Source organism: Streptomyces sp. NPDC005574 (genome assembly GCF_040605435.1).
Classification (GTDB): Bacteria; Actinomycetota; Actinomycetes; order Streptomycetales; family Streptomycetaceae; genus Streptomyces.
Genome location: NZ_JBEXCW010000007.1, coordinates 56,951 through 74,664 on the forward strand (window position 1 = coordinate 56,951; position 17,714 = coordinate 74,664).

General features: G+C 74.6%; 10 protein-coding genes. 5 read left to right on the forward strand and 5 right to left on the reverse strand.

What is annotated here, in order from left to right; all coding sequences use genetic code 11:
• The first annotated feature begins 110 nt into the window (after positions 1-110).
• Positions 111-1,283, forward strand: coding sequence for a serine hydrolase domain-containing protein (locus tag ABZT03_RS07505; protein WP_356034842.1), 1,173 nt, complete (start codon positions 111-113; stop codon positions 1,281-1,283).
• Here ABZT03_RS07505 and ABZT03_RS07510 read toward each other — a convergent pair.
• Positions 1,276-1,815, reverse strand: coding sequence for a hypothetical protein (locus ABZT03_RS07510; RefSeq protein WP_356034845.1), 540 nt, complete (start codon positions 1,813-1,815; stop codon positions 1,276-1,278). The two genes, ABZT03_RS07505 and ABZT03_RS07510, sit on opposite strands and share 8 nt — an antisense overlap.
• A gap of 246 nt (positions 1,816-2,061) precedes the next feature.
• Here ABZT03_RS07510 and ABZT03_RS07515 point away from each other — a divergent pair, with 246 nt between their 5' ends.
• Positions 2,062-7,230, forward strand: coding sequence for a hypothetical protein (locus ABZT03_RS07515; protein WP_356034847.1), 5,169 nt, complete (start codon positions 2,062-2,064; stop codon positions 7,228-7,230).
• 9 nt (positions 7,231-7,239) lie between these two features.
• Here ABZT03_RS07515 and ABZT03_RS07520 read toward each other — a convergent pair whose 3' ends face one another.
• Entirely contained in the window at positions 7,240-10,044 is a 2,805-nt protein-coding gene (locus ABZT03_RS07520) for an AAA family ATPase (protein WP_356034850.1), read from the reverse strand.
• Between the two features lie 269 nt (positions 10,045-10,313).
• On the opposite strand from ABZT03_RS07520, the gene ABZT03_RS07525 reads away from it, so the two are divergent.
• The 3 genes from ABZT03_RS07525 (at position 10,314) to ABZT03_RS07535 (ending at position 13,858) form a co-directional block, all read left to right on the forward strand.
• Positions 10,314-10,982, forward strand: coding sequence for a LuxR C-terminal-related transcriptional regulator (locus ABZT03_RS07525; RefSeq protein ID WP_356034852.1), 669 nt, complete (start codon positions 10,314-10,316; stop codon positions 10,980-10,982).
• Between the two features lie 162 nt (positions 10,983-11,144).
• On the forward strand, positions 11,145-11,837 hold the full coding sequence (locus tag ABZT03_RS07530) for a DUF4255 domain-containing protein (RefSeq protein ID WP_356034855.1): 693 nt from the start codon (positions 11,145-11,147) through the stop codon (positions 11,835-11,837).
• Complete coding sequence (locus tag ABZT03_RS07535; protein ID WP_356034857.1) at positions 11,834-13,858, forward strand: ATP-binding protein; 2,025 nt, start codon at positions 11,834-11,836, stop codon at positions 13,856-13,858. Before ABZT03_RS07530 ends, ABZT03_RS07535 begins: the two co-directional genes overlap by 4 nt.
• Positions 13,859-13,939: 81 nt before the next feature.
• On the opposite strand, the gene ABZT03_RS07540 is transcribed toward ABZT03_RS07535, so the two are convergent.
• The 3 genes from ABZT03_RS07540 to ABZT03_RS07550 form a co-directional block, all read right to left on the reverse strand.
• Entirely contained in the window at positions 13,940-15,388 is a 1,449-nt protein-coding gene (locus ABZT03_RS07540) for an RICIN domain-containing protein (protein WP_356034860.1), read from the reverse strand.
• A 30-nt stretch (positions 15,389-15,418) separates the two neighbouring features.
• Positions 15,419-16,858: a hydrolase gene (locus ABZT03_RS07545; RefSeq protein ID WP_356034862.1), complete on the reverse strand. Its 1,440-nt coding sequence runs from the start codon at positions 16,856-16,858 to the stop codon at positions 15,419-15,421.
• 115 nt (positions 16,859-16,973) lie between these two features.
• A complete protein-coding gene (locus ABZT03_RS07550) occupies positions 16,974-17,609 on the reverse strand; it encodes a DUF4157 domain-containing protein (protein ID WP_356034865.1) in 636 nt (211 codons plus the stop codon).
• Positions 17,610-17,714: the final 105 nt, after the last annotated feature.

The window sequence follows — 17,714 nt, forward strand, 5'->3', positions numbered from 1 at the left end:
GGTCGGGGATACGCCAGGGGCGGTGGTCGTCCCGGGTGATGATCCCGCCGGTCGTGAGAGGGCGGAGGCTGATCGCAACCCCCTCGGCCCCTCTCACCCTGGAGCAGCCCATGCGTGTTCGCCGTCGTACCACCGTCCTCGCCGCCTCGCTCGCCCTGGCCCTGGGGGCCGGTCCGCTGGCCGCGCCGGTGTTCGCCGCGCCGGGGCCGGCCGCCGCGCGGGGGACGGCGACCGCGCACGGCACCGCGGCCGGGCCGGACGCCGCCGCCCTGCGGGCCGCGCTCGACGGGCTCCCGGACGCGGACGCCACCGCCGCCCTCGTACGGGTCGGCGGTACTGACGGCAGCTGGCGCGGCAGCGCGGGCGTGCACGACCTGGAGAGCGGCCGCGCGGCCGACCCGGACGCCCGCTTCCGCGCCGGGTCGACGACGAAGGTGGTGACGGCGGCCCTCGTGCTCCAGCTCGCGGCAAAGGGCCGGATCGGCCTGGGCACGCCCGTGGCGCACTACCTTCCAGGGTTGCTCGGCCCGCGTTTCGCCGGGGTCACCGTACGGCAGCTGCTGAACCACACGAGCGGCATCCCGGCGGGCGACGGCTTCGGGGACTCCTTCGAGGACCAGTACGCGCACCGCTTCGACACCCTGTCGCCGCGGACGGTCGTGGCGTCGGCGGCGGCGAAGGGGCCGGAGTTCGCACCGGGCACGCAGCAGCACTACCTGAACATCAACTACACGGTGCTCGGTCTGCTCGTGGAGAAGGTGACGGGGCGGTCGTACGCCTCGGAGGCCACCCGGCGGGTGCTGCGGCCCGCGGGGATGCGGGACACGTACTTCCCCGGCACCGACCCCCGCATCCGCGGCCCGCACAACCACGGCTACCAGAAGGTGGAACGGGCCGACGGGACGGAGGAGTTCGTGGACGTCACGGACTGGAACCAGGCGGACCGGTTCGCGGCGGGCGACATGATCTCCACCACCGCCGACCTGGAGCGCCTGGTGACCCGGCTGTTCCGCGGCGACCTCGTCCCCCGGCCGCAGCTGCGGGAGATGTTCACCCTCCCGGCGGGGATCGACGGCGCCACCATGAGCGCCGGGCTGCAGCGGTTCGAGTTCGGCGGGCGGGTCTACTGGCTCAAGTCGGGCGCCCGTTACGGCTACGGCACGCTGCTCGCCGCGACCCGTGACCTGTCCCGCACGCTGGTGCTGTCCGTCGGCGCGACCGACGCGAAGGGCGAGGGGATGAACCCGGTCACCGAGCGGATCGCGCGGGCCGCCCTCAAGTAGCCGCCGCCGGACTGGTGTTCATGGTGGGCGCCGTCGCATTCTCCAGGGCCTCCAGGGCCCGGATCCTCTTCCGTACGACGTACAGCGGGATCACTCCGAACACGCCGAACGACATGTCGATCACCGACCACCACAAGGGGATGTCCCGCAGCGGGCCGCAGATCAGTGCGAGCGGGATGATCCCGGCGCAGGCGATCATCCCGACCTCGACGACCCAGACGTTGCGGACCGGGTCGCGGTAGGGGCCGTAGAAGGCGACGGCGATCACCAGATGGGCGAAGGCCAGCCAGTCGGTGCCGTAGAGGAGGAACGGGTAGTCGGCGTCGGCGGTGTCGAGTCCGCGCCGGACGTGCCCGATCCAGTCGGTCAGGGCCGGGACGTGCTCCGGGACGGACAGCGCCCGGAGCAGGTCCTCGGTCCAGCGCAGTTCGTGTACCAGGGGGAAGGCGGTGGCGCCGCTGAGCACCAGGCAGACGACGAAGAAGGCCAGCCAGGCGCGAATGCCCTTGAGCAGGGCGGCTCTGTCGCTCATGGGGACAGCGTACGCCTGGAATTGAACGCGTTCAATTCCGTGTTCGGGGCGGCCACAGGTGCCGCGGCGGCCTCAGAAGGCCGTCAGGTGTACGGGAGTTGACTCCCCGGTGTGCCCCGGAAGGCGAACAGCCCAGCCCTGCTCGGACACCCCCCGACCTGCGCGGACGGTGGCTACGTTGACGTCGTGCGGACACAGGGGCAGTCAGGGGACGGCAGGACCGAGGCTTCTCAGGCGGCACCCCGGGTGCCCCGCACCACCGGCCCGCCGCCCGTCGCCGCCCCGCCCCGGGCGCTGCTCGCCATCCAGCAGGCCGCGGGCAACGCGGCCACCTCGCAGGCCGTGCGGCGCGGCCGGTCCGGATCGGCGCGGACCACCGGCCGGCAGCGCGTCCCCGCCCCGCTGCCGGCGGTCGAGGAGCGCACGGAGACCGGGTTCGTGCTGCCGCCGTACCTGATGGAGCTGGAGACGGGCGGGCTGTCCACGGCGTACGGGCTGACCGGGCACGAGTTCGTGCGGCACGCGGTGGCCTCCGTCGTGGGTCACGGCGGGGGCACCGTCGCCGCCCTCGCCGCCGACCTCGCCGGACGGCCGGAGAGCTTCTTCGGAGCGGGCCGCGCCTTCGCCGTCGAGGGCGGGCGGGGCAAGGAGTCGTACGACGTCACCGTGCGGATCTCCCGCGCCCCCGGCGACAAGCCGCCCGTCTTCCAGCCCCCGGGGCAGCTGGCCACCGCCTCTCCGGGCCGGGACGGGGTGCCGCAGGCCGAACTGGAGGACGCGGAGGGCAAGGACACCAAGGTCGACGTCCAGCACAACACCTCCGCCGGGGTCAGCACCACGGCCGGCGGCTCCTCCAGCAAGGGCGCGGGCGGTCTGGCCTTCGGGCTCGCGCCGGTCGCCCCCGGTGTCTGGGTGGGCGCCGCCGCCACCGGCAACGCGCAGCCCTGGCAGTCCTCCCGGGAGTCCCGCGGCCTGCGCACCGTGGCCGAACCGCGGGTCCTGCGCAGCGACAAGGGCTCGGTGGAGGTACCCCGCGCGGTGCGCTACGAGGTGCGGGTCAAGAAGCACGGCACCTCGAACGCGCAGACCTTCCAGGACGTGGGCACCCTCACCCAGCGGGTGCCGGTGGAGCACCTGGTGCCCGTCGGCACCACCGCGCCCCACGCCCCGCGACCCGTCACCGCGGACACCGCGCGGGCCGTCTCGCTCGCCGACTCCCTCGCCCCGCTCGGCGTGAGCGACACCGCCGCACCGCACCGGGGCGGCGGCGGCCTCTTCGACGCGGTCGCCTCCGTGCTGCACCCCTCGCTCACCGCACCGGGCGCGCCCGGCCTGGCCCGGCTGTACCGGGCGACCTCGACGGCCACCGTCCTGGAGGACATGCCCCGGCTGCTGCGCGACGGCGTCACCGGCGAGGACCTGCACGCCAAGGACGGCCGGAGCGCGGGCAGTTATCGGATGCGCGCCGCGATCAGCGGCCTCTCCCCCGCCTGGAGCACCGGCAAGACGCAGTTGCGCACCCACCAGCAGACGCAGAGCACGGTCACCGACTCCGCGGGCAAGGGGCGGGCCCTCACCGCCGGGCTGGGCCCGGCGATCGGCCTCGGAGCGGCCGGCAACGCTGCCGTCGTCCGCGGTACGGCCATGCCCGTCGCGGGCGCACGCAAGGCGCGGTTCACCGTGAACGAGCAGACGGTGTCGAGCCGCCAGGGCGCCGAGGTACGCGGCGAGAAGGTGCTCTACACGGCGACCGTGAGGTTCACCGTGGAGGGCACCGGCCCCCGTTCGGCGCGGATGGTCCTCGATCCCAGCACCCGGGTCGCTGAGCACTCCATGAAGGTGTGGATGAGCCTGCGGGCCGACGAGGCGCGGGAACTCGGGCTGCCGCTGCCACCGGGCACCGCGGCGGGCGAGTTCGTCGAGAAGCCGAAGCGGACCGACGAGAACGGCGAGAAGGTGACCGACGGATACGGCCGGGAGGTGGACGTCGAACGCCATCTGCCCTTCGGCGCCATGGGCTCCAGCGTCGCCCTCAGCCGGCTCGACACCGGCCCCATGGTGCGGGCCGTACAGGAACTGTTCGCCACCGACCCGCGGCTGGCCGGCTATCTCCCGGCCTTCGGCCTCACCCCGCCCGGCGCGCACACCAGCAGGGAGGAGGCGGAGGCCCAGCGGGACAACCACCGCGAGCTGATGACCGCGCTGTCGGAGACCAACCTACGGGTCAACAAGGACCAGTTGCTGTCCACCGGCATCCGGGTGCGGCTGCGCCGCAAGACCACGTTGCACGCCCACGACGTGCAGATCCGCGTCAAGGGCGCCCTGCGCGAGACGGGGTATCTCGGCGACACCAAGGACTGGATGGTCCGCAGCCACTCCGGTGTCACCAGCAACGCGCAGAGCGGACGCAGCAGTTCACGCTCCATCGGCGGGCTGGTCCTCGGCCAGGTCCGGCTGGTCCCCGGCGTGCTGACCGGCGCGGCCCGCTACGAGCGGCACAGCACCGGCACCCGCCGCAACCAGGCCGGCCCCACCACCCGCACCGACCTGCTCACCAACGGTTCCGAGACGGCCGCCACCTTCGGGGCCGCCCTGCGCCTGGACGTGGGCGTGACGATGACCTCCCGGCCGCGCAAGCTCGCCCGCGGCCTCACCCCCGGCGCACCGGGACGGGACGTGCCGGAGCCGAAGACGCTGGCGGGGCTGCATCTGGAGGAGCAGGACGTACGGCTGGTCACACCCGCGGAGTTCACCCTGGACGACGAGGGCAGGCAGCGGCAGCGGGCGGTGGCCGGCGGGCGCCGCGCGCAGGCCCCGCGCCCCGACTGGGACGTCGCCGCCACCGGCATCGGCGACCTGGCCGCGCTGGTGCCCCGCCCCTCCACCGGAGAGGTGCTGCGGGACTGGCAGTTGGTGGAGACCCTCGGCGACGGACAGCCCGTCCGGGACCTGGCGCTGCGCCTGCTGTCGAGGGCCGCCGCCCGCAACAAGGGCGTACGGGAGGACCCCGCGCTGGCGGCGGAGGGGCTCGCCCCGCGGCTGGCGGTCGAGGAGCGGCTCGCCCCGCAGGCGATCACGGCCGCGCTGCGCCAGGCCGCCTCGTCCGGCTGGGTGGTGAAGAACCTCCGCTATCCGCGCCGCCTCGCCGCCCTGAACGGCGCGGTCGGCACCCGGCTCACCCTCACCAACCCGAAGTTCCTGCACCGGGGCGCGGGACCCGGCACGGAGACCTTCGTGCTCGGCGGGCACCAGGCCGCCGGCCAGCAGGGGCAGAGCGTCACCACCACGGTGCAGGCCGGCGCCACCGGCACGGAGAACGGCCCCGAGTGGCGCACCGGCCAGGGCCTGTCGGCGTTCCGGACCACGGGCAGGGGCGGCGCCGAGTCGTCCGGTGTCTCCGGCACGGTCGAGCGCAACGCCCACACGCCGAAGAAGGCGCCGCTGTACCTGGTCCAGTGCGACCTGCTGGTGAACATGGTGGCGGAGGTCCAGGTCACCGGGGGCGGCCCGTACGTGGCGAAGGAGGCGCGCACCCTGCCGGCCGAGGCCGCGGTGTGGCTGACGGAGGCCCAGCTGCCGGCGTCGGTCCGCCGGCAGCTGGAACAGGAGGGGGAGCGGAAGGCGAAGCGGGACGCGGAGCGGAAGGCCGCGACGCCGTCGCCGCGGGACGGCAGCGTGGCGGAGAGCTCCCGTGCGGCCGCCGAACGGGCCGGCCGCGACGGCGAGCGGGCCGCCTCCAGCGGCGAGCGGGCCGCGGGCCCGGTGGACGGCCGGCAGCGGCCGGCGGGCACGGACGGCGTCGGCTCCTCCGGGGGCGTCCCGGCCGGGCCCGTCCTCCCCCGCGGCCTCCCCCTCGGCTTCGGCATGATCGAGGAGCTGCCCGACTTCGTACCGCTGCTGGAGTCGCTGCGCTCGCGTCTCGCGCGCGGCGACCGCCCCGGCCTGGCCGAGGACCTGCTGCCCAGGCAGCAGCTCAAGGACCGCAACGACAACGTGCAGCGCCTGCTGCGGGTCCTGGACCGCGACGGCGCGGCCGGGCTGCTGTCCGGCGCGATGGACGGCGGGGTCACCGTCGAGCTGTTCGACGGGCGCAGAACGCCCTACTGGGCGGTCTTCAAGGTCGACCGCGTGGGGAACGCCACACCGGCCGGTCCTGCGGAGGACGGCCGGGACATGGAGTACATCACCTCGGCCGTCGCGCAACAGGCCACCTCCCGGGACGAGAGCGCGGTGACCGGCGTGGAGGGCGTCCTCGCGGGCTCCGGCAAACCGGAGGCCGGGGCGGGACAGCTGAAGAGCCTGGGCGGCGGGGCCGGCCTCGGCCTCGCGTCGGGCGACTCGCGGCGCGCCGGCGAGGCGAGTCGCGGCCAGCTCGGCATGAAGACGGTCGCGGAGGCGTCCACCGCGAAGTCGGCGAGGACCCGGATGCCGATCCGGGCGAGCCTGGAGCTGTACCGGGGCGGCACCCGGCTGGGCCTCGCACGGATGGACGGCCTGACGCTGACCCACCGGGCACCGGAGAAGGATCTGGCGGCCCTCGCCCGGGTGTCCGCCCCCCGGGCGGACGCGCTGCGGGCCGGCCAGGGCCCGCGCGCGGTGGCCGGCGACCCGGCGGCCGGGCTCGGCGCCTGGCGCGCGGACGGCGTGCGGCTGCCGATGGAGGCCCAGGTGAACGGCTTCCAGGGGGCTCCCCGGGTACGGGAGTTGGTGAACTCCGCGGTACGGCAGGCGGGCGGCGGCGACCGGTTCGGGGACCGGGGCCAGGCGGCGGCCCACACGCTGCAGGAGGCGGTCTCCACCGAGTGGCTGATCGCCGCGCTGCCGCTGCTGACCACCGCCGGGGCGGACCTGCCGCCGGTGCATGCGAGCGGCGCCACGGGCCAGGACCTGCGGGCCTCGGTGCACGCGCGGCTCAGGAACGGTCGGGTGCTGGGCGTCGGCGACAAGATGACCTTCGAGACGGTGGGCCAGAGCCACCTGGACGCACCCCGTCCCACGCAGACGGACGGCGTGAGCTCCACCGACCGGGGCCGGGCCGCGCGGGGCCTGGCGGGCGCGGGTCTGCTCAACGCGGACGAGTTCCGCCTCAACCAGCTGATGGGCAACTCCGACGGCTCGGGCGGCACGTCCGACGGCGCGGTCAACTCGGCCGGCTCGATGCCGCTGCACAAGCCGAAACTCGCCTCGGTCCTGGTGCAGTTCACGCTCGACGTCAGGGTGGTGGCCCGGGTGACCGACCGGGTCCGCACCTCGCGCACCGGCACGGCGGTACGGGAGATCACGCTGCCCACGCCGGTGGTGATCCGTATGCCGGAGCCCGCCGTCCGCCGCATGCTGGCCGCCCAGGGCGGACGGCTCCAGGACCCCGACCACCATCTGGGAACCGGCCGGGCGGTCCCGCCGCCGGCCCCGTGAACCCCGCGTCTACGGCGTCCTGAGCGCCTGGCTCAGCTCGTTCCGCCGCCGTATGCCCAGCTTCTTGTAGGTGCTGGTGAGGTGGGTCTCCACGGTGCGGCGGGCCAGGTGCAGCAGGCCGGCGATCTCCGTGTTGGTGCGTCCGTCGGCGGCCAGTTGGGCGATGCGCCGCTCGCTGCCGGTGAGGGACCCCGAGCCGGTGCGGACGCCGGTGGTGCGGCGGGCGCCGCCCTCGCGCAGCGCGTCCTCCGCGAGGGTCCGCAGCCGCGGCGCGCCGAGACGTTCGGCGCGTTCGGCCGCCTCCCGCAGGCAGTGCCGGGCCCGGCTTCGATCCCCGGCGGCGGTCAGCTGGCGGCCCTGGGCGACCAGCGCGGCCACGTACTCCGGTTGCGCCGCGGCGGGGGCGTCCCGCAGCAGTCGTACGGCCTCCTCGGCCAGCTCCAGGCCGCGGCGGCCGCCGGTGACGGTGCCGAGGACCCGCAGGGCGCGCCCCATGGTGCGGGGGGTGCCCCACACACGGGCCAGCCGCAGTTCCTCCCCGGCCAGGGCGAGCGCCTCCAGGGGACTGCCGAGGGCGAGCCGGCACTCGGCGGCGGCCGATCTCCAGGGGGTGACGACCGGGCTGAACACCTCGCGGGCGCTCTGCCGGCGGCCGCACTCCAGGAAGTCGTGCAGCGCCGCCGCCCACTCACCCGCCGCGGCGCGCTGCACGCCCCGCGCGTACAGGAAGCGGTTGAGTTCCCAGGAGTCCGGGGCCGCCCGCAGGTCGAAGCCGTCCGCCAGCCGGCGCGCCTCGGCGGTGCGGCCGGTCTCCACGAGGGCGATCAGGGTGTGGGCGTGCGCGTTGGAGGGCCCGGCGCCCGGGGTGAGCAGCGGCTCGGCGGGCAGCCGGGTGTGCTCGCCGCGGGCGGCCGCGATGTCGGCCCGTACGTTGAGCAGCGCCTGGTGCATCGGGTGCAGCAGGTCGGGACGCTGGCCGGCGAGGCCGCGGTCGACGAGCCGGTCCGCCTCGTCCAGGTGGTCGGCCCACTGCGCGACGGCCGCGGCCGTGCCCAGCAGGAACGGCTCGGTCAGCGGGTCGGCGGGTGCCGCGAGCAGGGTGCGCATCCGCTGCATCGCGTCGTCGGCCGAGGTGAGTCCGGCGCTCGCCGCGTGCCGCACGAGCAGGGCCCGGGCGGCCGGACCGACCAGCCGCGGGGAGTGTTCGGCGGTGTCGCACAGCCACCGGTACACCTCCGCGCGGACCGTCTGGTCCTGGTCGGACAGCAGCGCGGACGCGCTCTGCAGGGTGCCCACGAGGTCGGAGCGGTCCGCGAGTTCGGGGCGGCCGGCGAGCTGCCCGTCCACCGTGCGCAGCACCTCCACGGCGGCGCGCGTCTTGCCGCGTCCGGCGAGCGCGGTGCCCAGGGCCACCGCCGTACGCACCCGGTCCTGCGGCGCGCCCGCGAGCCGCAGCGCCTCGGACAGCCGGGGTATGCCGGCCGAGGACTCGGTGCCCGCGCACTCCAGGGAGCCCAGTTCGGTCAGCAGCCGTTGCCGGCGCTCGTCGGTCAGCGGCTCCTCCAGCGCGCGGCGCAGGAACGCGACGGCGTCGCCGGCGCGGCCGTCGCGCAGGGCGAGCGCGGCGGCGTCCTGGAGCACGGCCGGCGCCCAGGGGGTGCCGGCCGGTCCGGACAGCAGCAGTTGGCGGGCCACCGTCTCGGTGGGCGCGCCGCGGTGCAGCATCGCCTCGGCGGCGGCCCGGTGCGCGGCCCGCCGCCGCTCGGCGGGCACTCCGGCGAGGACGGCGTCCCGCAGCAGGGGGTGGGCGTAGCGGGGGCGGCCGTCGGCGTCGGGGCGCAGCACGCCGAGTCCGGTCATGGCGGTGAGCCAGCCCGCGACCCGGGCGGGGTCGGCGCCCGCGAGGTCGGCGAGCAGGCCGGCGAGGCCGTCGGCGACGTGTCCGGGGCCGTCGCCCGGCCGGCCGGGCGCTCCGCGGTCCCGTCCCTCGTCGAGGGCCGCGAGCGCCCGCGCGGACTCGGTCGTGCCGGGGCCGGCGCTGTCCAGCCACCAGCGCACGGCCTCCGGGTACGTGCCGGGGTACAGCGCGGCGGACGTCTCCGGCACGGTGGGGTGCCGGCCGGGGCCGGCGAGGTCGTCGAGGAGCGCGCCGAGCAGCAGGGGGCTGCCCGCGCCGGCCCGGACACAGCTGTCGACCCAGGACCCGGTGGCCGACGGGAACCGGGCACGGACCAGCCCGGCGGCCGCCTCGGCGGTGAGCGGGGCCAGGGTGTGGGTGTGCACGAGGGCCGGCGAGAGGGTGTGGGTGAAGCCGGGGGCGGGCGGGTCGATGTCGTACTGGCTGCGTTCGGTGACGGCCAGCAGGACCGGCAGAGGTAATCGGTCGACGTGCCGGGCGGTCTCCACGAGCCAGCGGTGCGAGGGGGCGTCGGCGAGGTGGACGTCGTCCACGGCGAGCAGCACCGGGGACTCGTCGGCGTAGGAGCGCAGGACGCGGCGCAGCAGCGCGGCCCGCTCCCGTTCGCCGCCCGCCGCGTCGAACTGCTCGAATCCGGGTACGGGAGCGAGGAGTTGGAGTACGGCGGCGAAGGGCACGGTGGCGTCGCCGGGCGAGCAGCGGGCGCGCAGCACCCGCATGCCGTGGCCGGCCGCGGCCTCGGCGGCGGCCTCCAGGACGGTGGTCCGGCCGGTGCCGGTGGCCCCGCGCAGCAGCACCAGGCCGCCCGCGCCGGCCCGGGCCCGCGCGGCCTGGTCCGCCAGCAGCGCGACGGCTTCCCGGTGCTCGCGCGGCAGTTCACGCTGCGGTACGGACATCCGTGCCTCCTTGGTCGGACGGAACGCCTTCCCCGGGGGAAGACGCCGTCCGACGGGGTGCGGTGACGTGAGAAGTGCCACGGCGGTCCGGTGCGGCAGCCGTGGAACCGGACGGGCGGTCGTCGTCGTGGTCGCGGCGGCGCCGATCTCGTGGTGCTGCTCGTGGTGCTCCACGATTGCGCCCGTCCCGTCCGCCACACGAGTGTGAAGAGTGCACGCCTGCCACCGGCTCTGTGGAGGTGGCGCACACGTGGACATAGGGGAAACGCTTGCTCAGCCAATCGCGCACCACACACCCGGGCACGGCCGACGCCGCGGACCGGGTACCCGTGGCGGTGCACGCCTCGGACCCGATCTCGCGGGAGGGAGCCCTCAGCCAGCTGCGCCGGTACCCGGAGGTCCTGCTCCGCGAGGAGAGCGAGTCGGGGCCGGGCACGGTGGCCCTGCTCGTCGAGGAGACGCTCGACGAGGCCGCGCTGACGCGGCTGCGCCGGCTGGTGCGCAGTGAGGGTGCGCGGGCGGTGCTCGTGGTCGGCGCCCTGCGGGAGACGGAACTGCTCGACGTGATCGAGTGCGGGGTCGGCGCCATCGTGTGGCGCCACGAGGCCACGGCGACCCGGCTGGTGGCGGCCGTGCTCGCGGCCGCCCGCGGGGACGGCGACCTGCCGGCCGACCTGCTGGGCCGGCTCATCAGCCAGGTGGGCTCGCTGCACCGCGGAGCCGCCGGCCGGTCGGGCGCACCGGCCTCGGGACTGACACCGCGTGAGGTCGACGTCCTGCGGCTGGTCGCCGAGGGACTCGACACCGGAGAGATCGCCAGCAAGCTGTCCTACTCCGAACGAACCGTCAAGAACGTCATGCACGGGCTGACCACCCGGCTGCATCTGCGCAACCGCGCCCACGCCGTGGCGCATGCCCTCCGCGAAGGCTACATCTGACCGAACGGGCATCCGAAACCGGCCCCGAGGGCAGTCCGGTCTGCCCCCCGGCCGTCCCCGGCGTGCCTGCGGGCGCGGGCCGGGCGGAGGGCAGGATCGGGTAGGGCCGCAGGTGGCACACAGGGCGCGTGCGCCCTGGCACGGCAGGGCGGGAGCACGACGGTGATCCACGAAGTGGACGAGGTCCTCAAAGGGCTGCTCAGCGGCGGGGCGCTGGCCGGATCCGGCATCGACGTCGCCCTCGACGCCCCCACCCGCGACTGGGCGGCCCGGCGCAACGCGCCCACCATCAACGCCTACCTGTACGACATCCGCGAGGACGTGAAACGCCGTCAGCGCGGGCACATGTCGGTGCGCGACGACCGGGACGTGATCGTCAAGCGCCGCCAGCCGCCGCGCTGGTTCCGGCTGTCGTACCTGGTGACCGCGTGGACGAAGCAGCCCCAGGACGAACACCGGCTGCTGTCCGCCGTGCTGGCCACGCTGATCCCCCGCGAGCTGATCGCCCCCTCGGAACTGCCCGGCGCGCTCGGCGCGTTGGGTTTGACGATGCCGGTGTCGGTGGCGGGCATCCAGACGGAGTCGCGGTCCCTGGCGGAGATCTGGTCCGCGCTCGGCGGTGAACTCAAGCCGTCCCTCGACCTCGTGGTCACCGCGCCCTTCCCGGCCTATCCCGAGTACGACGCCGGCCCGCCCGTCACCGAGGGTGCCGCGATCCGGGTGCGCGCGGTGGACGGCGAGCCGGCGGAGCCGGAGGAGCGCGCGCACCGGCCACGGCAGGTCACGGCGGCCCGGGAGGCGCGGGAGGCGGTGGCCCGGGAGGCCAGGGAAGCGACGCGGGGCGGCACGACGTGACGTCGGCGCCGACGGCGTACGAGGAGGCGGCCCCGGAGGCCGATCTGTCCGTCGCCCTCCTGGACCGGCTGGCCGGACTGCGTGAGCGCGTCGCCCTGCTGGTCGACCAGCGTGCCGCCGACGACCCCACGGCCGCCGACCCGTTGCGCGGCCTGTACCTGCCGGAGGAGGCCGTACGGCATCTGCTGCGTCCGGCGCAGCCCGCCCGGCTCGACCTCTCCGCCGCAGGGCCGTCACCCGACCGGCTGACCGGCCTCGCCGCCCGTCTGGGCCTGTCCGACCTCGACGCCCTGCTGCTGCTGATCGCCCTCGCCCCCGACCTGGACCGCGCCTTCGAGCAGTTCTACGGCTACCTCAACGACGACGTCAGCCGGCGGCGCGCCACCGTCGCCCTGGCCCTCGACCTGTGCGGCCTGCCCGTCCACCTGCCCGCCGCCCGCGCCCGGCTACAGCCGGCGGCCCCGCTGTGCGCGCTGGGGCTGCTCGTCGTGGAGGAGCCCGAACGGCCCTTCCTCAGCCGCTCGTTGCGGGTACCCGACCGGCTCGTCGCGCATCTGCTCGGCGACGACACCCCCGACGCGTCGCTCGCCGGCCACCTCCACCCGCTGTCGGTGCCCGCGGACGCCGGCGAGGACGAAGAGGCCGGCCAGGACAGCGAGTTCAGCCGCTTCACCCGACGGCTCGCCGCCCGGCTCACCGCCGGCGCCCCGTTCACCGCCTACCTCCGCGAACGCCACGAGGGGGACGGCCTCGCCTCGGCCGCGGTCGCCCTGCACACCGCGGGCCTCGGGGCGCTGCGCTGGTCGGGACCCGAGGACCGCGTGCCCGACCTGCTGCGGGAGGCCCGGCTGACCGGCCGCGCGGTCGTCGTCACCGGACTGCCCGACGCACCGGCCCCCCTGGTGCGGGAGCTGGCCTCGGCCACCGACGTCCTCGTGCTGATCACGGCCTCGCGCCCCTACGACCCGCAGTGGAGCGACCACGACCCCCTGGTCCTGGAGGCGCCCCCGCAGCGCGCGGGCGCGGTCCGCGCCTGGTCGGCGGCGCTCGGCGAGGAGCCCGGCTTCGACCTCGCGGCCACCGTCGCGCCCTACCACCTGGCGGGCGACCACATCACCCGGGCGGCCCGCGCCGCCCAGCGCCTGGCCGGCTTCGACGGCACCCCGCTCACCCCGGCCCACCTGCGGCTGGCCGCCCGCCAGCAGTCCGCCTCGGGACTTGAGCGGCACGCCCGCCGGATCAGGCCCGACGTCGACTGGGGGGACCTGGTGCTGCCCGAGCAGCCGCTGGGCCGGCTGCACGAACTCGCCCTGCGCGCCCGCCACCGCGACCGGGTCCTCGGCGACTGGCGGCTCAGCGCGGGCGGTGGTCGCGGCCGGGGCGTCCTCGGCCTGTTCGCGGGCGAGTCCGGCACCGGCAAGACCCTGTCGGCGGAGGTGGTCGCGGCCGAACTGGGTCTCGACCTCTACGTGGTGCAGCTGTCGTCCGTGGTCGACAAGTACCTCGGCGAGACCGAGAAGAACCTCGAACGCATCTTCACCGAGGCCGACCGCACCGACGCCGTCCTCCTCTTCGACGAGGCCGACGCCGTGTTCGGCAAGCGGTCCGAGGTGAAGGACTCGCACGACCGCTACGCCAACATGGAGAGCGCCTACCTGCTCCAGCGCCTGGAGTCCTTCGACGGCATCGCCCTGCTCACCACCAACCTGCGGGCCAACATCGACGAGGCGTTCACCCGGCGCCTGGACCTGATCGTCGACTTCCCCTTCCCCGACGCCGGCCAGCGCGTCGCCCTGTGGCGGCACAGCCTCACCCACGTGCCCTGCGCGGAGCACATCGAACTGGGCCCGGTGGCGGCCGACTTCGAGCTGGCGGGCGGCTCCATCCGCAGCGCCGTCGTCACCGCCGCGTATCTCGCCGCCGGCCGTGACGGTGTGGTCACCGGGGCCGACCTGCTGGAGGGCGCCCGCCGCGAGTACCGCAAGGCGGGGCGGCTGGTGCCGGGCGAGGGTGCCTGGTAGCGGGGCGACGGTGCCGCCCCGCCTCTCCGTGCCAGAACTCCCGGCACGGAGAGGCCGGTTGCCGGATTCGGCCCGGTCGGCTCACTGGTCCGAGGTGCGGACGACCTGCCACTCCTGGTCGTCGGTGTGGGAGCAGTCGAACAGGGTCAGGTCGGCGTCGTTGCCGCCGGCGCTGTAACCGGCCACGTCCAGGCACTTGTTGTCGCTGGCGAAGTTGCGGATCCAGTACGCGCCGCTCGGCTGCTTCTGGATCCACCACAGCTGGTTGTCGGCGGTGGTGCCGTCGCAGGTGAACTCGGTGATCGGGGTCCGCACGGGCTGCGCCCCGTAGTACGGCAGGTCCATGCAGAGCTGGTCCTTGACGTTGCGGATCTGGAAGAGGGGCTTGCTGCCGGGGCCGCCCTTCGGGTACTTCACCTCGAGGTTCCAGCGCTGGTTGTCGTGCGTGGTCTCGTCGCAGACGTACTGGCGCACGGGCCCGTTGATCTGGCCCTTGTCGTAGTTCGGGATGTCCGCGCACTTCTTGGTGGTGGTGTTGCGCAGCACGACGTTCGTCGCGGGCACCACGGGCTTCGCGGTCTTCTTCTTGGGCGCGGCCGGCGCGCCGCCACCCCCGCCTCCGCCCCCGCCCGAACCGGTGTCCTGCTTCTCCTCACCGGCGCCGGCGCTGGTCTGCGGCGCCACGGGAGCGGCCGGCTCGGGCGGGGCGGCGGGGGTCAGGACGGGTGTGGGCGTCGGCGAGGGTGCGAGGGTGGCTCCGGCTTCGACGGTCTGTTCGTCGGCGCCGCTTCGCACATTGGGCTTGTAGGCGATCCACAACATGGTGAACGTCAGGGCCAGCGCGAGGAAGAGACCGAAGAACGTCGCCAGCCAGCGCGGCAAGAACCCCCGCTGCACATACGTGCCCTCCACCGGCAACGGCTTCGCACCCGACCGCAGCACCGACACCGTGTACGGCCGCTGCTCCTTCGACCCGAACCAGATGATGTCCCGCGGCTTCAGCGTCGCCTTCACGAACACCGCCCGCCCCGGCTCCACCTGCACACTGCCCGGACGAATCTCGTACGACAACTGATCACCCGTGTCACTGCCACTCAGCGACGCCGTCAACTTCGTGTTGCCCAGATTGTCGATCGCCAGCCGCGGCCGCCCCCGAAACCGCCCCTTCACCGTCGGCGGCACCAACTCCGCCCGCACCTCCGAGAACGGCGTCACCGTCAGATTGCCCTCCGGGACCGTCGTCGCCTCCGGATGCTCCCTCGGCGTGATCCGCACCGCATACGGATTCGGACCCGCCAACGCGTCCGGCGACCGCGGCGGCGCGAACGTCAGCTCCACCGTCCCCGTCGTCCCCGGAAACAACCGCAGACTCGCCGGCTCCACCGACGTCCACGGCGCGACCGGACCCACCGCCTCGAACCGGTACTCATCCACCACGTCACCGGTATTGCGCAACCTCAACCGCACACGCGTACTGCCACCCGGGTCCACAGTCGCGGAGGCGGGTTCCAGAGAAGTCCAGATCGTCATGTCACCAGTCACCCGTCATAGCGTCACCCGTCATACCGTGAACTTGACGGCTTCGAGCCAGTGGACGTTCTCCAGGGCGCCGCCGAACTCGAAGTCGCCGCGCGGGCCGGCGCACTCCTGGTTGCTCCAGCCTGTGTCGTGGACGTGGGAGCTCTCGCAGATCTGGCCGCTGCCGATGTTGATGGCGAAGCCCGTCATGTAGGGGGCGTCCTTCTTCGAGCTGCCGATGTAGTTGTCGTCGCGGTCCGGGACGATCGGCGTCCACTTCGGCATCCACTTGCCCCTGCCGTCGGTCGACTCGGAGTTGTACACGAAGGCGTTGGCAGCCGAGCCCGCCGCGCCGGCCACCGCGATGTTGAGGGCCCTGATCGGCTTCTCCTGGCCGGTGGTGCCGGCGATCGTGCCGTCGCACACCGGCTTCTGCCAGCCGTCGCCGGTGACGTAGGCGCGGTAGCAGATGTGGCGCCCGCCGGGGTCGTCCTTGGCGAGGCGGCGTACGGCCGTGGCGGCGGTGTCCGGCTTCGGCTTCGCGGTGACGGTGGCCGTGGCACCACCACCGCCTCCCCCGCCTCCTCCGCCACCGCCCCCTCCGGACGCGGGCTCCTGCGTCTGCTGCGGCACGACGGGCGCCGAGACCTCGGCGCTGGGCAGGGACGGCGGGCTCGGCGACACCGACGGGCTGGGTGCGAGGGTGGCTCCGGCTTCGACGGTCTGTTCGTCGGCGCCGCTTCGCACATTGGGCTTGTAGGCGATCCACAACATGGTGAACGTCAGGGCCAGCGCGAGGAAGAGACCGAAGAACGTCGCCAGCCAGCGCGGCAAGAACCCCCGCTGCACATACGTGCCCTCCACCGGCAACGGCTTCGCACCCGACCGCAGCACCGACACCGTGTACGGCCGCTGCTCCTTCGACCCGAACCAGATGATGTCCCGCGGCTTCAGCGTCGCCTTCACGAACACCGCCCGCCCCGGCTCCACCTGCACACTGCCCGGACGAATCTCGTACGACAACTGATCACCCGTGTCACTGCCACTCAGCGACGCCGTCAACTTCGTGTTGCCCAGATTGTCGATCGCCAGCCGCGGCCGCCCCCGAAACCGCCCCTTCACCGTCGGCGGCACCAACTCCGCCCGCACCTCCGAGAACGGCGTCACCGTCAGATTGCCCTCCGGGACCGTCGTCGCCTCCGGATGCTCCGTCGGCGTGATCCGCACCGCATACGGATTCGGACCCGCCAACGCGTCCGGCGACCGCGGCGGCGCGAACGTCAGCTCCACCGTCCCCGTCGTCCCCGGAAACAACCGCAGACTCGCCGGCTCCACCGACGTCCACGGCGCGACCGGACCCACCGCCTCGAACCGGTACTCGTCCACCACGTCACCGGTATTGCGCAACCTCAACCGCACACGCGTACTGCCACCCGGGTCCACAGTCGCGGAGGCGGGTTCCAGAGAAGTCCACAGGCTCACGCGTCGACGCTAGTGCGGCGGCCGCGACGGGTCAGGAGCCTTGAGTGCAGAGCTCGCTGCCCTCGCGGCCCTCCCGGGTGCGCCGCCGCCCCGGAAGGGAAAGGGACCGCGGCCGTCAGGGGCCGCTCAGGTCGGGGGCGCCGCCCTGCGCCATCCGGCGGCCGTTCTCGGCGGACTTGCGCTCGAACTTGTCGCCGGGCGAGGACACCTTGGCCCCCGATCCGTTGTCGGTGCCCGAGACCTGCCCCATGCTCTGCTGGCGGACGTGGTCGAGTTCGTGGAACATCGTCTCGTCGTCGAGGCGGGACGCCCCCGCGACGATGTCCGAACCCGTGGTGTACGCCTTGGCCTGGAACTCCTGGGCCGAGCGCTGTGCCACCGGCCCGGAGTGCACCCGCACATGGGCGAAGCTCATGCCGTACGCCTGCTCCGCCCGCTGCTGGATGCGCGGCTCCAGCGGCGAGGCGGGCGAGCCGACCGCGTCGAAGACCGACGATCGGCGCTGCACGGAGGGCTGTTCCTCCGCCCGCTGGACGGCCGCAGGCTCATGGCCGCAGTCCGCGCCGTGCTCGTGGCGCGCCTCCCCGATCGCGCGGGTCACCGCCGCGTTCCCGGCGGCGCGCTGCAGCGCGAGCAGCGGCGGCAGTGAGGCGGCCGGCCCGGACGGGACGGCGCCGGGCCTGAGGTGCGCGGATGTCCGGTCGGCGGGCTTGTGGTCGGCGGACGAACGGTTCTCTTCGTGTGCGCGCATGGGCCTTCCCGGTCCGGGCGACGGGTGGTCTTCCTCCCCGGAATAACGCACCGGGCCGCGCGGCGGAAGGTCCTTCGGGGCAGACCTCGGGGCGTGGCCGCCGGC